Source organism: Peptoniphilus asaccharolyticus DSM 20463 (genome assembly GCF_900176115.1).
GTDB classification, from domain to species: Bacteria; Bacillota; Clostridia; order Tissierellales; family Peptoniphilaceae; genus Peptoniphilus; species Peptoniphilus asaccharolyticus.
Genome location: NZ_FWWR01000017.1, coordinates 162,323 through 175,140 on the forward strand (window position 1 = coordinate 162,323; position 12,818 = coordinate 175,140).

The following is a 12,818-nucleotide window of genomic DNA, read 5'->3' on the forward strand; positions in this document are numbered from 1 at the left end:
GTGAGGCTGTCCCGTGTATTACATAAACCCGTAGGGGACGCACGAACGGATGTGAGGCCGTCCCGCCGTAGCCCAAGCCAAACGAAATCCAAAATCGTTTACGAAACATTGGTTTTGAAAATCATCCACCAAAAATTATTTGGAAATCACAAACTGTATCATCCACGAACTGTAACGGGCGGACTTCGCTACGCTCATGCCGCCCCTACAAATTGTTGAGCGCATGTGTCACGGTACGGCCTCACGTTGTTAGTGCGAACCATACATTGTGGTATAAATATCGTTTCAAAATAAAAACACTGCTGTTAAGCAGTGTCTAAATTTTTATTTTATTGTGTAAGATTTTGGCTGTAATTTCTTTTCAATCCAACCCAAAATAACATCGGCAAGAATTGCCATAAGTGCTGTTGGAAGGGCTCCGGAGAGTATTATCGCCTGCCCATGAGCTACGTTTATACCTCTACTGATAATGTCGCCAAGGCCACCGGCTCCGATAAATGTGCCTATTGCGGTAACTCCTATTGCAACCACAAGAGCATTTCTAATTCCACCCATGATTACGGAGATGGAAAGAGGTATCTCAACTTTAAATATACTCTGCATTCTTGTCATGCCCATTCCCTTAGCCGCATCTATAATCTCAGGCTTAATAGAGTTAATGGCTGTGACTGTGTTTTTTAAAATTGGAAGGAGTGAGTATAGAAACACTGCAATTATAACAGTGTTGGAACCAATCCCTAAACCAAGCATTAAAATTGCAAGCATCGCCAGTGATGGTATGGTTTGTAGCACATTGGCAAAACCTATTACAGCATCGGACAATTTATATCTTTTTGAAATAAAAAATCCAAGCGGAATTGCAACTATTGCTGCAAATAGCACACCATAGATTGAAATCAAAAAGTGTCTTATAAATTGTTCCATTACATACATTCCATTAATTGAATAATAGGTGAATATTTCTTTTATCATAACTTCACCTCATCTTTAAAGTAATTATTTTCTTCTAAAAATTCTTTCGCCACTACTTGTGGTTCGATTAAGTCTTCGTCGCTTCTCTTGTTCATATATTGCATTTGTTCACTTGAAATTTTACCGGCCAAAACTTTTAGTATCACATCTATTTCGGGATGTTTTTCAACTATTTCAGCGCTTGCAACCGGAGAACAATCGTAAGGAGGGAAGAGTTGTCTATCGTCTTCAAGGATTTGTAGACCATAAGAATTTATTCTTCCATCTGTTGAGTATCCAAGCACTACGTCCATCTCATTATTATCTATCGCAGAGTAGACAAGTGCTATTTCCATTGGATAGATGTTTGGGAATTCATAGTTATATTTTTCTTTAAATCCTTCGTAGCCATCTCCCGGACGTTGTAGCCAAGATGAGTCCACTCCGACTTTTAAACTATCTTTAAACTGTTCAAGCTCTGAAACTTTTGTGATGTTGTGTTCGGCTGCAAATTCTTTTGTCACCATAAATGCATAAGTGTTTGAAAATCCATAGGAATCGTACCAAATTCTATTAAATCTCTTTAGGTATTCACCTTGTGATACTTTCAATGCCTCTTGTGGCTCCATAATGGGTTCTAAGCCGAGTTCTCCGGTGATAGAAGTCCCAGTGTACATTCCACCGCTTAAATTGACGTCGCCCTCTTTCATGGACGTATGAATCAATGTTGTTGAACCGAGATTATTTATTATGGTTACTTTTAGGTCCGTATATTCTTTGACCATTTCTGAAACGATATGGGAAAGAATTTGTCTTTCACTTGTGTTTCCGGATGCGATTACAATCTGAGTATCGGTGTTTGCACCGAGTCCCGGCATTGAACAAGCTGTGAGCAAGAGATACATCAGAACTAAAATTATATTTTTTTTGAGTTTCATTTTGCACCTCCTGATACTTTGTAAGGGGACAATTTTCTTTCTACTTTTCCAAGTATAAAATCGGCTAAAAGAGCCATTATACTAACGGGTATTGTTCCCCAAATAATCATTGGAGGGATATAATTGTTAAGTCCGTTAAAGATGAAATCTCCAAGCCCACCGGCACCTATATAGGAAGCAAGTGTAGTCCACGCAATTACATATACTGCACTAAGTTGTATTCCAGACATTATCACTGATAATGCGAGTGGTATTTTAACTGATAATTTATCATAACAAGTGCAACATAAATAAACTCATAGCTAATCAGCTGTGTTAATATGTAAGTGACCAAACAAAACATATTAAAAGGAGTGATTAACTATGAGCTATAACCATCTTACCATAGAAGAAAGATCTTGTATTTACCAATTTTTAAATTTAGGAATGAGTATAAGGAAAATTGCACAAGCACTTAAAAGGTCACCTAGTACAATATCTAGAGAAATTAAAAGAAATTCATCTAAGATAAAAGTTAGTAGGGGAAGTTACACTAAGTACTTTCCGATAAAGGCAAATGATAAATATATTGATAGAAGAAAAGACTGCCATAGAAAAAGTAAATTTTCTAAAGATGTTATTGATTATTTAACTGTAAAGATTAACGAACATTGGTCCCCTGAACAAATATCAAATAGAAACACAAATGAGATTCATGAATTACCATCTACATCAACGATATATAGAATGATACACGCCAAAAAGCTGCCAAAAACTAGTATGAAAAATTTGAGAAGAAAAGCTAAATTTAAAAGGCCAGCAGAAAAAAGAGGAAAATTCAATGATAAAGGTAGAACAATTAAGAAAAGACCTAAAGAGATATACAGAAGGCAAGAATTAGGCCACTGGGAAGCAGATACAGTGGAATCAGGCAGATTAGATCATAAAAGGAAAAGTAGATGTTGTTTCGTAACTTTAGCAGAAAGAAAATCTAGATATTATATAGCAATCCTAGTTGAAAATAGAAAGTCGGAAAGCGTAACACCAGCAATAATAAATGCATTAAAAGATTATCCAAAAGAATTAGTAAAAACAATAACCTTTGATAGAGGTAAAGAATTTTCAGAATTTGAGAAAATAGAAAAAGAATTAGGATGCAAAACTTATTTTTGTGATCCCTATTGTGCATGGCAAAAAGGTACAAATGAAAATAGTAACGGACTTTTGAGGGAGTTTTATCCTAAGGGTATGGATTTATCAGAAGTGAATATTGATGAATTAAATTATAACTTAAGTTTAATGAATAATAGACCTAGAAAATGTATAAAATATAAAACACCTAAAGAAGAACTTTTTGGTCTCTTACCATAGGTGTTGCATTTGATTTGACAATTCGTCAACTTTAAAAAGTATTTGCTTTTCTGTCATTCCCATCCCCTTAGCGGCATCTATTGAGTTTGGCTCTACTGATGTAATCCCAAGGTAGGTGTTTCTAAGTATTGGGAGTAGAGAGTAGATAAATAGAGCGATTATAGCGGGGAGTTTTCCAACTCCTATAATTGTGATTATAGAGAGTAGGGCAAATGAGGGAATAGTTTGCAAAACTGAAGCAACTGCCATAACAATTTTTGCCACTGTTCTATTTTTTGAAATTAAAATCCCAATTGGAACTGCAAATAGTATTCCAAGGCAGAGTGCAAGGGTGGCGATGTATAAATGTTCTAAAGATTTGGCAATGATTTCGTTTGAGTTTGAAACAAAATAATTAATCATTTAGATTCACCTGTGCTTCCTCTGTAAGTTTTTTTAGCTCTTCAGATGAAGAAGTGTCTATAATTTCTTCGATTGTCTCATCTTCACTCCACAAGTTTTCGTAGATGGTATCAACAATAGAAGCTCTTGTAACTATTCCCACAAGCCTTTTTTTAGAGTCTACTACTGGTAGATTTTTAACTTTTAGTTTGTATATCTGATGGATTGCTTCTATTACTTTTGTGGTGTTTAAAATCGGATGTGATCTTTCTAAAACGGTTTTAAGTGGAACATTTTTTCTACCTATTCTAACTAAGTCAAATATTCCGACGTGTCCTAAGAGAACTCCATTGTCATCTGTTATAAAAAGAGTGTCGACTCTACGGCTACGCATAAGTCTTATTGCATCGAGTGTTGTGGTGCGCAGATTAGCATGAACAGGGTTCTTTAGCATAATGGTTTCCACAGTGTTATATGAAGTTTTCGCTTCGTTTAATTTTTCTTCTCCTAGCAATTCTCTCACATAATTTGTGGCAGGATTCTTCAATATATTTTCCGGAGAACCTATTTGAATAACGTGCCCCTTGTCCATGATTACTATCTTATCGGAGAGCTGCAAAGCCTCGTCCATATCGTGAGTTACAAATATAACTGTCTTGCCCATCTCTTTTTGCAGAGCTTTGATAAGTTGTTGTAAAGAGTTTCTTGTAATTGGGTCAAGAGCTCCAAATGGTTCATCCATGAGGATAATGTCTTGGTCTGCAGCAAGTGCTCTTATAACTCCTATTCTCTGTTGTTGTCCTCCAGATAACTCGGATGGGTATCTATCTAAGTACTCTTTTGGTAAGTCCACACGTTCAATTAAATTTTCAGCTATAGGTCTTAATTTAGTTTCGTCCCACTTAAGTAGACGTGGAACCATAACTATATTGTCAAAAATTGTCATGTGTGGCATCAAGCCTATTTGTTGGATTACATATCCTATCTTTTTTCTTAGCTCAACAGGGTTTTCTTTTTTGATATCCTTGTTGTCAATTAATATTGAGCCGTGAGTTGGTTCTGTCATTCTGTTAATCATTCGCATACAGGTTGTCTTCCCTGAACCGGATGTACCTATGAAACACACAAATTCACCGTCTTCAATTTTGATGTTTACATCTTCACAGGCAACCTGATTGCCGGGATAAATCTTTGCTATGTCCTTAAATTCAATCATGTTTTCGCCTTTCTTTGTTAAAAAATTTTTTAAAATAAACTAATTATAATATGTTAGTACATAATCGTACAATATTTACCTACCCATATATAAATAAAAGCAAACATATTTAGACATTTGAGCTAATGGCAGATAAAAGATAAGAGGAGTAAAAGTTTTTAATTATGTTTATGCGAGGAAACGTTTAAATGTGAAATTGCAAGTGATATAATTGTGGGGAGGTGAGGAAATGTCATTTATAGAAGTCAAAGACCTTTGTAAGAAATATACAATGGGAGAAACTACCATTTTTGCCAACGATGGAATTAGCTTTGAAGTTGAGCGAAATGAATTTGTTTTGATAATAGGTTCGTCTGGAGCAGGAAAGTCAACTTTATTAAATATACTTGGTGGGATGGACACTCCAACTTCAGGAAGTGTGGTAGTGGATGGAAAAGATATTTCAAAGTTAAATGATAGAGAACTCACAACTTACAGAAGAAATGACATGGGATTTGTGTTTCAGTTCTACAATCTAATTCCGAATTTGACTGTAAAAGAGAATGTGGAGTTGGCAATGCAAATTGTAAAAAATGCAATTCCATCTGAAGAGGTTTTAACTTCTCTTGGATTGGAAAATAGAATGGATAATTTTCCATCTCAATTGTCTGGTGGAGAGCAACAGAGAGTTTCTATAGCAAGGGCATTGGCAAAGAGACCAAAGCTACTGCTTTGCGATGAACCGACAGGTGCGCTTGACTACAGAACGGGCAAGCAAGTTTTGAAGATACTTAAAGATACTGCAAAGACTACGGACACAACTGTTATAGTTATAACGCACAACAAAGCAGTTGCTCCAATAGCAGATAAGGTAATTGAGATTATGGATGCCAAAGTCAAGTCGATAGAGATAAATAAAGAGCCAATGGATATAGATGAAATAGAATGGTAGAGTTATGAAAAATATTGAAAGAGATACTCTGAGAGAGATAAAAAATTCATTATCGAGATACATTTCAATACTTATAATAGTGGGGTTGGGTGTGTTTGTGTTAGTAGGTTTGACATCTACTGGCCCGACTATGCGCAAAAATGCTGAAATTAAAATTAAACAAGAGAACACAGAGGATATACTTGTAAGTTCTGTAATAGGGTTTGAAGAAAGTGATTTAGATTCTATTGAAGCACAAGAAGGAGTTAAGGAACTTGAGTATGGATTTGAGGTGCAATTAAAAGAGGACACGACAGGTAAACTTGTGTCTCTTTTTAGTATGCCTTATAAAATAGGAAAGCCAACCGTATTGGAAGGAAGAGAGATACAAAATGACAAAGAAATTTTATTGGATGCAAAGTTAAGAGACAATTTTAAAATAGGAGATGTCTTAAATTTTAGAAAAGAGTCCGGATTTTTTGGTACAGAGGATGAAGACAAGTTAGCAAATTATACTTATGAAGTGGTTGGATTTGCAGAGAGCATGTCATTTGTATCAAATGGAACAAGGGGAATGTCTCTTGAAGGTTTGGGAGAGATACATGGATTTGGATATATCTCACCGCAAAATTTTAATTCTGAAGTAAAGTTTGCAAAGTTAATATACGACGAAACACAGAGTTTGGACACAAGTTCAAAAGAATATAGAGAAGCTTTGAAACCTCATATAAACAGTTTGAAAATAGATTTTAATTTGAGGCCACAGAAAAGATATCAAGACCTACAAGAAGATATAAAGGATAAGATAGCTACAGGAGAAAAAGATATCTTAGATGCTGAAGATAAAATCAAGTCCGGAGCTGAAGAGCTTGAAGATGGAAGGGAAAAGCTTTTAAAGGGCAAAAAAGAGTTAAGAGATGGAGAAGACAAATTAAATAGAGAATCTGAAACAGGGCTCACTAAATTAAAAGATGCAAAAGATAAATTAGCTAGTTCAAAAGTTGAAATAGATAAAAATGAAAAGACTCTAAAGGATGGTAAGGACAAGTTAGATTCTTCTGAAGCTGAACTAAGAGATGGAAAAGAGAAATTAGATGGTGGAAAGCGAGAGATAGATTCAGCGAACAAAAAGTTAAAAGATGGTGAGATAGAGTACTTTGAGGGTGAGAAGAAATACGAGAGAGGCTCTGGAGAGTTAGATGCATCGAGAAAGACTTTAGACCAAGCCAAAGTTCAATTAGAAGAGGGCAGAAGAAAACTCGATGAAGGTTTGAAAAAGATTGAAACTTCAAAGGCTAAATTGGAGTCGGGCGAAGAGAAGTATAGAACTGGATTAGAGGAATACCAAGCAGGAGAAGCTCAATATAAAGACGGTTTAGAACAGTTAGCTAAAGGACTTGGGACAGAAGCCAATATAGATGCAATAGATAGAAAACTTGTTGAAAATGAAAGCTATATGAAGCTTGTGGAGAAAGCTGTCGGAGAGTACAAAAAAGTTGAGAAAGAAATAGATGGCATTGGAGCTGCAATTTCTCAAAGTGAATCGCAGCTAAAAAATCTTGAAGATGAAATAGTAAGGTTAGAGAGTGAAAAAAATTCTCTTTCAAATGACGATCCAAGATATGCGCAGATAGAAGCTGAAATAAAAAGTAAACAAGCTGAGGCTTTAGCTTTGAAAGCAGAAATTCAAGTCTTAAAACAAAATCAACAGAATATACTTGACTTGAAAAAACAGTTTGAAGATGAAATTTCCAAACTTAGCAAGCAATACGGCGGAGTTGATATTGTAAAAGATTACGACAAGATATTAAATGAATTGAGCGTTGCGAGAGCTGGAGTTGATAAGCTAAAAGAAAGTAGAAGAGAACTGGACAAGGCAGCTGTACAAATCGAGGAATCAAAGAAGAAATTAGAACTTGGAAGAGCACAGCTTGAAGAGGGAATAAAAGCGGCAGAAGAAGGAGAGCGAGAATACAGAGAAAATCTTGAAAAGTTTAAAACTGGAGAAGCCAAGTATGAAGATGGCAAGAGAGAACTGACTGCGGCGAGACAGAAGTTAGACCAAGCAAGATTTGAGATAGAAGATGGCAGACAAAAACTAAACTCCGCTAAGAAACAATATGATGATAGTCTTGAAAAGTACAATGATGGAAAAATAAAATATGAGAAGGGAAAAAGTGAATACGAGACAGGTGTTGAACGGTTAAAAGACGGCAAAAAAGCATATGAAGATGGACTTGATAAGTACAGCGATGCACAGAGAGAATACAATGAAAAAGTTGGCGCCGGCAGAGCTGAACTTGAAAGCGCCAAACGAAAGCTTTATAAAAGCGAAGCTGATTTGATAAAAGGTCAAAATGAATTCGAAGAAAAGAAATTAGAGGCAGAAGATAAAATTAGCAAGGGAAAAGAAGACCTCGAAGATGCAAAGAGAATTTTGGGGATTTTAAAAATACCAAGATATAGTATCACTCCTCGCTATTCAAATGCATATTTGAATGAATATTTAAAAGACTCAAATAGTGTAGATAAACTCAGCTTGGTATTTCCTGTATTTTTCTTTTTGATTGCAATGCTTGTTACTTTCACGACCATGACCAGAATGGTTGAAGACAACAGAATTAACATAGGAACGTATAAGGCTTTGGGCTATACTGCAAGTGAAATATCCAAAAAATATTTTAGATATGGAGGTAGTGCGGCACTAATAGGTGGGTCTATTGGAGCATTGGTAGGTTCATACCTACTCCCACGAATAATAGGAAATGCATATTCTACAACGACTATATTTGAAAATAATTTAGTTTACTATTTCTATCCATGGAAGATACTGATGTCGATATTGGTTGGACTTATATTCAGCGCAATATCAGCGCTCATTTCAGTTAGAAAAACTCTACATGAAAAGACTGCGGACTTGTTAAGAAAGAAAGTTCCAAAGGGCGGAAATAGAATCTTACTTGAACGCATACCATTTATATGGAATAGAATGAACTTTTTATCTAAAGTAACTGCAAGAAATATTTTCAGATAGATAATTTATCATAACAAGTGCAACATAAATAAACTCATAGCTAATCAGCTGTGTTAATATGTAAGTGACCAAACAAAACATATTAAAAGGAGTGATTAACTATGAGCTATAACCATCTTACCATAGAAGAAAGATCTTGTATTTACCAATTTTTAAATTTAGGAATGAGTATAAGGAAAATTGCACAAGCACTTAAAAGGTCACCTAGTACAATATCTAGAGAAATTAAAAGAAATTCATCTAAGATAAAGTTAGTAGGGGAAGTTACACTAAGTACTTTCCGATAAAGGCAAATGATAAATATATTGATAGAAGAAAAGACTGCCATAGAAAAAGTAAATTTTCTAAAGATGTTATTGATTATTTAACTGTAAAGATTAACGAACATTGGTCCCCTGAACAAATATCAAATAGAAACACAAATGAGATTCATGAATTACCATCTACATCAACGATATATAGAATGATACACGCCAAAAAAGCTGCCAAAAACTAGTATGAAAAATTTGAGAAGAAAAGCTAAATTTAAAAGGCCAGCAGAAAAAAGAGGAAAATTCAATGATAAAGGTAGAACAATTAAGAAAAGACCTAAAGAGGTATACAGAAGGCAAGAATTAGGCCACTGGGAAGCAGATACAGTGGAATCAGGCAGATTAGATCATAAAAGGAAAAGTAGATGTTGTTTCGTAACTTTAGCAGAAAGAAAATCTAGATATTATATAGCAATCCTAGTTGAAAATAGAAAGTCGGAAAGCGTAACACCAGCAATAATAAATGCATTAAAAGATTATCCAAAAGAATTAGTAAAAACAATAACCTTTGATAGAGGTAAAGAATTTTCAGAATTTGAGAAAATAGAAAAAGAATTAGGATGCAAAACTTATTTTTGTGATCCCTATTGTGCATGGCAAAAAGGTACAAATGAAAATAGTAACGGACTTTTGAGGGAGTTTTATCCTAAGGGTATGGATTTATCAGAAGTGAATATTGATGAATTAAATTATAACTTAAGTTTAATGAATAATAGACCTAGAAAATGTATAAAATATAAAACACCTAAAGAAGAACTTTTTGGTCTCTTACCATAGGTGTTGCATTTGATTTGACAATTCGTCATTTCAAAAGAAAAAGTCATTCTGAAATAGCTGACCAACTTGGCATTAAGGTTAGGACTGTAATAAATACGAAAGTGGCTGCGATTAAGTTAGTTAGAAAGGAATTGGAGGGAAAGTTATATGTTGATTGACAAGAGACCGATTAAGTACAATTTTTCAAAACGTGGTATGCAAAGGCCAGTGTTTATTGTAGTGCATGATACGGGGAATACGTCTGTAGGGGCGGATGCGATTGCGCATTATAAATATTTTGGCAGGGGTGATAGGCAGGCTTCGGCTCATTATTTTGTGGACGAGAAGGGTGCTGTTGAGATTATAGAGGTTACGAATGCGGCATGGCATTGTGGCGACGGGCGAGGTAGGTTCGGGATAACTAATTCGAATTCTATTGGTGTGGAGCTTTGTGTGAATCAAGGGAATGATTGGGAAAAGACCAAGCAAAATGGGATTGAGTTGATAAAGTTTTTGATGGATGCGTATGGGATTCCATGGGAGCGTGTGGTTAGGCATTATGATGCGTCGAAAAAAGTTTGTCCGGCGAGAATGAGCGGGAACAATTGGAAAGAATGGTGGGAGTTTAGGGAGATGTTGAGGTATTAGTTTATTTTTGAATATATAAGTTTTTAGGGCTGTTTTCAGCCTGTTTTTTTTATTTGGGGATGTTGTTTGGATATTGGTGGTGGAAAATAAACCCGTAGGGGACGCACGAACGGATGTGAGGCTGTCCCGTGTATTACATAAACCCGTAGGGGACGCACGAACGGATGTGAGGCCGTCCCGCCGTAGCCCAAGCCAAACGAAATCCAAAATCGTTTACGAAACATTGGTTTTGAAAATCATCCACCAAAAATTATTTGGAAATCACAAACTGTATCATCCACGAACTGTAACGGGCGGACTTCGCTACGCTCATGCCGCCCCTACAAATTGTTGAGCGCATGTGTCACGGTACGGCCTCACGTTGTTAGTGCGAACCATACATTGTGGTATAAATATCGTTTCAAAATAAAAACACTGCTGTTAAGCAGTGTCTAAATTTTTATTTTATTGTGTAAGATTTTGGCTGTAATTTCTTTTCAATCCAACCCAAAATAACATCGGCAAGAATTGCCATAAGTGCTGTTGGAAGGGCTCCGGAGAGTATTATCGCCTGCCCATGAGCTACGTTTATACCTCTACTGATAATGTCGCCAAGGCCACCGGCTCCGATAAATGTGCCTATTGCGGTAACTCCTATTGCAACCACAAGAGCATTTCTAATTCCACCCATGATTACGGAGATGGAAAGAGGTATCTCAACTTTAAATATACTCTGCATTCTTGTCATGCCCATTCCCTTAGCCGCATCTATAATCTCAGGCTTAATAGAGTTAATGGCTGTGACTGTGTTTTTTAAAATTGGAAGGAGTGAGTATAGAAACACTGCAATTATAACAGTGTTGGAACCAATCCCTAAACCAAGCATTAAAATTGCAAGCATCGCCAGTGATGGTATGGTTTGTAGCACATTGGCAAAACCTATTACAGCATCGGACAATTTATATCTTTTTGAAATAAAAAATCCAAGCGGAATTGCAACTATTGCTGCAAATAGCACACCATAGATTGAAATCAAAAAGTGTCTTATAAATTGTTCCATTACATACATTCCATTAATTGAATAATAGGTGAATATTTCTTTTATCATAACTTCACCTCATCTTTAAAGTAATTATTTTCTTCTAAAAATTCTTTCGCCACTACTTGTGGTTCGATTAAGTCTTCGTCGCTTCTCTTGTTCATATATTGCATTTGTTCACTTGAAATTTTACCGGCCAAAACTTTTAGTATCACATCTATTTCGGGATGTTTTTCAACTATTTCAGCGCTTGCAACCGGAGAACAATCGTAAGGAGGGAAGAGTTGTCTATCGTCTTCAAGGATTTGTAGACCATAAGAATTTATTCTTCCATCTGTTGAGTATCCAAGCACTACGTCCATCTCATTATTATCTATCGCAGAGTAGACAAGTGCTATTTCCATTGGATAGATGTTTGGGAATTCATAGTTATATTTTTCTTTAAATCCTTCGTAGCCATCTCCCGGACGTTGTAGCCAAGATGAGTCCACTCCGACTTTTAAACTATCTTTAAACTGTTCAAGCTCTGAAACTTTTGTGATGTTGTGTTCGGCTGCAAATTCTTTTGTCACCATAAATGCATAAGTGTTTGAAAATCCATAGGAATCGTACCAAATTCTATTAAATCTCTTTAGGTATTCACCTTGTGATACTTTCAATGCCTCTTGTGGCTCCATAATGGGTTCTAAGCCGAGTTCTCCGGTGATAGAAGTCCCAGTGTACATTCCACCGCTTAAATTGACGTCGCCCTCTTTCATGGACGTATGAATCAATGTTGTTGAACCGAGATTATTTATTATGGTTACTTTTAGGTCCGTATATTCTTTGACCATTTCTGAAACGATATGGGAAAGAATTTGTCTTTCACTTGTGTTTCCGGATGCGATTACAATCTGAGTATCGGTGTTTGCACCGAGTCCCGGCATTGAACAAGCTGTGAGCAAGAGATACATCAGAACTAAAATTATATTTTTTTTGAGTTTCATTTTGCACCTCCTGATACTTTGTAAGGGGACAATTTTCTTTCTACTTTTCCAAGTATAAAATCGGCTAAAAGAGCCATTATACTAACGGGTATTGTTCCCCAAATAATCATTGGAGGGATATAATTGTTAAGTCCGTTAAAGATGAAATCTCCAAGCCCACCGGCACCTATATAGGAAGCAAGTGTAGTCCACGCAATTACATATACTGCACTAAGTTGTATTCCAGACATTATCACTGATAATGCGAGTGGTATTTTAACTGATAATTTATCATAACAAGTGCAACATAAATAAACTCATAGCTAATCAGCTGTGTTAA

13 protein-coding genes and 1 pseudogene are annotated in these 12,818 nt (G+C 35.8%); 6 read left to right on the forward strand and 8 right to left on the reverse strand.

What is annotated here, in order from left to right; genetic code table 11:
• Positions 1–324: 324 nt before the first annotated feature.
• The 3 genes from B8869_RS10715 to B8869_RS10725 are packed head-to-tail and all read right to left on the reverse strand — an operon-like array spanning position 325 to position 2,143.
• On the reverse strand, positions 325–972 hold the full coding sequence (locus B8869_RS10715; protein WP_084231605.1) for an ABC transporter permease: 648 nt from the start codon (positions 970–972) through the stop codon (positions 325–327).
• On the reverse strand, positions 969–1,889 hold the full coding sequence (locus B8869_RS10720) for an osmoprotectant ABC transporter substrate-binding protein (protein ID WP_084231606.1): 921 nt from the start codon (positions 1,887–1,889) through the stop codon (positions 969–971). The genes B8869_RS10715 and B8869_RS10720 overlap by 4 nt, the downstream gene beginning before the upstream one ends.
• Positions 1,886–2,143 carry an ABC transporter permease subunit gene (locus B8869_RS10725; RefSeq protein ID WP_327083044.1) on the reverse strand — a complete coding sequence of 86 codons (258 nt, stop codon included), beginning with the start codon at positions 2,141–2,143 and terminating at the stop codon, positions 1,886–1,888. Before B8869_RS10725 ends, B8869_RS10720 begins: the two co-directional genes overlap by 4 nt.
• A gap of 109 nt (positions 2,144–2,252) precedes the next feature.
• Here B8869_RS10725 and B8869_RS10730 point away from each other — a divergent pair, with 109 nt between their 5' ends.
• On the forward strand, positions 2,253–3,239 hold the full coding sequence (locus B8869_RS10730; RefSeq protein ID WP_084229742.1) for an IS30 family transposase: 987 nt from the start codon (positions 2,253–2,255) through the stop codon (positions 3,237–3,239).
• On the opposite strand, the gene B8869_RS10735 is transcribed toward B8869_RS10730, so the two are convergent.
• Both B8869_RS10735 and B8869_RS10740 read right to left on the reverse strand, forming a co-directional pair.
• Entirely contained in the window at positions 3,231–3,641 is a 411-nt protein-coding gene (locus B8869_RS10735) for an ABC transporter permease (RefSeq protein ID WP_234989848.1), read from the reverse strand. The genes B8869_RS10730 and B8869_RS10735 overlap by 9 nt on opposite strands.
• Positions 3,634–4,836: an ABC transporter ATP-binding protein gene (locus B8869_RS10740; RefSeq protein WP_084231607.1), complete on the reverse strand. Its 1,203-nt coding sequence runs from the start codon at positions 4,834–4,836 to the stop codon at positions 3,634–3,636. The genes B8869_RS10735 and B8869_RS10740 overlap by 8 nt, the downstream gene beginning before the upstream one ends.
• 229 nt (positions 4,837–5,065) lie before the next feature.
• Between B8869_RS10740 and B8869_RS10745 the strand changes: the two genes are divergently transcribed.
• The 5 genes and pseudogenes from B8869_RS10745 to B8869_RS10760 all read left to right on the forward strand — a co-directional run bounded on the left by B8869_RS10745 (position 5,066) and on the right by B8869_RS10760 (position 10,495).
• Positions 5,066–5,767, forward strand: a complete 702-nt coding sequence (locus tag B8869_RS10745) for an ABC transporter ATP-binding protein (RefSeq protein WP_084231608.1) — start codon at positions 5,066–5,068, stop codon at positions 5,765–5,767.
• Between the two features lie 4 nt (positions 5,768–5,771).
• Positions 5,772–8,780 carry an FtsX-like permease family protein gene (locus B8869_RS10750; protein ID WP_084231609.1) on the forward strand — a complete coding sequence of 1,003 codons (3,009 nt, stop codon included), beginning with the start codon at positions 5,772–5,774 and terminating at the stop codon, positions 8,778–8,780.
• Between the two features lie 101 nt (positions 8,781–8,881).
• Positions 8,882–9,868: pseudogene (locus B8869_RS12655) on the forward strand (IS30 family transposase).
• A 14-nt stretch (positions 9,869–9,882) separates the two neighbouring features.
• Positions 9,883–10,026, forward strand: coding sequence for a sigma-70 family RNA polymerase sigma factor (locus B8869_RS11620; RefSeq protein ID WP_159445219.1), 144 nt, complete (start codon positions 9,883–9,885; stop codon positions 10,024–10,026).
• On the forward strand, positions 10,016–10,495 hold the full coding sequence (locus tag B8869_RS10760) for a peptidoglycan recognition protein family protein (protein WP_084229935.1): 480 nt from the start codon (positions 10,016–10,018) through the stop codon (positions 10,493–10,495). Before B8869_RS11620 ends, B8869_RS10760 begins: the two co-directional genes overlap by 11 nt.
• Positions 10,496–10,934: 439 nt before the next feature.
• Here B8869_RS10760 and B8869_RS10765 read toward each other — a convergent pair whose 3' ends face one another.
• The 3 genes from B8869_RS10765 to B8869_RS10775 are packed head-to-tail and all read right to left on the reverse strand — an operon-like array spanning position 10,935 to position 12,753.
• Positions 10,935–11,582: an ABC transporter permease gene (locus B8869_RS10765; RefSeq protein WP_084231605.1), complete on the reverse strand. Its 648-nt coding sequence runs from the start codon at positions 11,580–11,582 to the stop codon at positions 10,935–10,937.
• On the reverse strand, positions 11,579–12,499 hold the full coding sequence (locus B8869_RS10770; RefSeq protein ID WP_084231606.1) for an osmoprotectant ABC transporter substrate-binding protein: 921 nt from the start codon (positions 12,497–12,499) through the stop codon (positions 11,579–11,581). Before B8869_RS10770 ends, B8869_RS10765 begins: the two co-directional genes overlap by 4 nt.
• Positions 12,496–12,753 carry an ABC transporter permease subunit gene (locus B8869_RS10775; RefSeq protein WP_327083044.1) on the reverse strand — a complete coding sequence of 86 codons (258 nt, stop codon included), beginning with the start codon at positions 12,751–12,753 and terminating at the stop codon, positions 12,496–12,498. Before B8869_RS10775 ends, B8869_RS10770 begins: the two co-directional genes overlap by 4 nt.
• Positions 12,754–12,818 lie beyond the last annotated feature (65 nt).

What these genes read in the sequence shown, in the direction of transcription:
- B8869_RS10715 (WP_084231605.1), bottom strand. Translation starts at nt 972, where the DNA reads ATGATAAAAGAAATATTCACCTATTATTCAATTAATGGAATGTATGTA.
- B8869_RS10720 (WP_084231606.1), bottom strand. Translation starts at nt 1,889, where the DNA reads ATGAAACTCAAAAAAAATATAATTTTAGTTCTGATGTATCTCTTGCTC.
- B8869_RS10730 (WP_084229742.1), top strand. Translation starts at nt 2,253, where the DNA reads ATGAGCTATAACCATCTTACCATAGAAGAAAGATCTTGTATTTACCAA.
- B8869_RS10735 (WP_234989848.1), bottom strand. Translation starts at nt 3,641, where the DNA reads ATGATTAATTATTTTGTTTCAAACTCAAACGAAATCATTGCCAAATCT.
- B8869_RS10740 (WP_084231607.1), bottom strand. Translation starts at nt 4,836, where the DNA reads ATGATTGAATTTAAGGACATAGCAAAGATTTATCCCGGCAATCAGGTT.
- B8869_RS10745 (WP_084231608.1), top strand. Translation starts at nt 5,066, where the DNA reads ATGTCATTTATAGAAGTCAAAGACCTTTGTAAGAAATATACAATGGGA.
- B8869_RS10750 (WP_084231609.1), top strand. Translation starts at nt 5,772, where the DNA reads ATGAAAAATATTGAAAGAGATACTCTGAGAGAGATAAAAAATTCATTA.
- B8869_RS10760 (WP_084229935.1), top strand. Translation starts at nt 10,016, where the DNA reads ATGTTGATTGACAAGAGACCGATTAAGTACAATTTTTCAAAACGTGGT.
- B8869_RS10765 (WP_084231605.1), bottom strand. Translation starts at nt 11,582, where the DNA reads ATGATAAAAGAAATATTCACCTATTATTCAATTAATGGAATGTATGTA.
- B8869_RS10770 (WP_084231606.1), bottom strand. Translation starts at nt 12,499, where the DNA reads ATGAAACTCAAAAAAAATATAATTTTAGTTCTGATGTATCTCTTGCTC.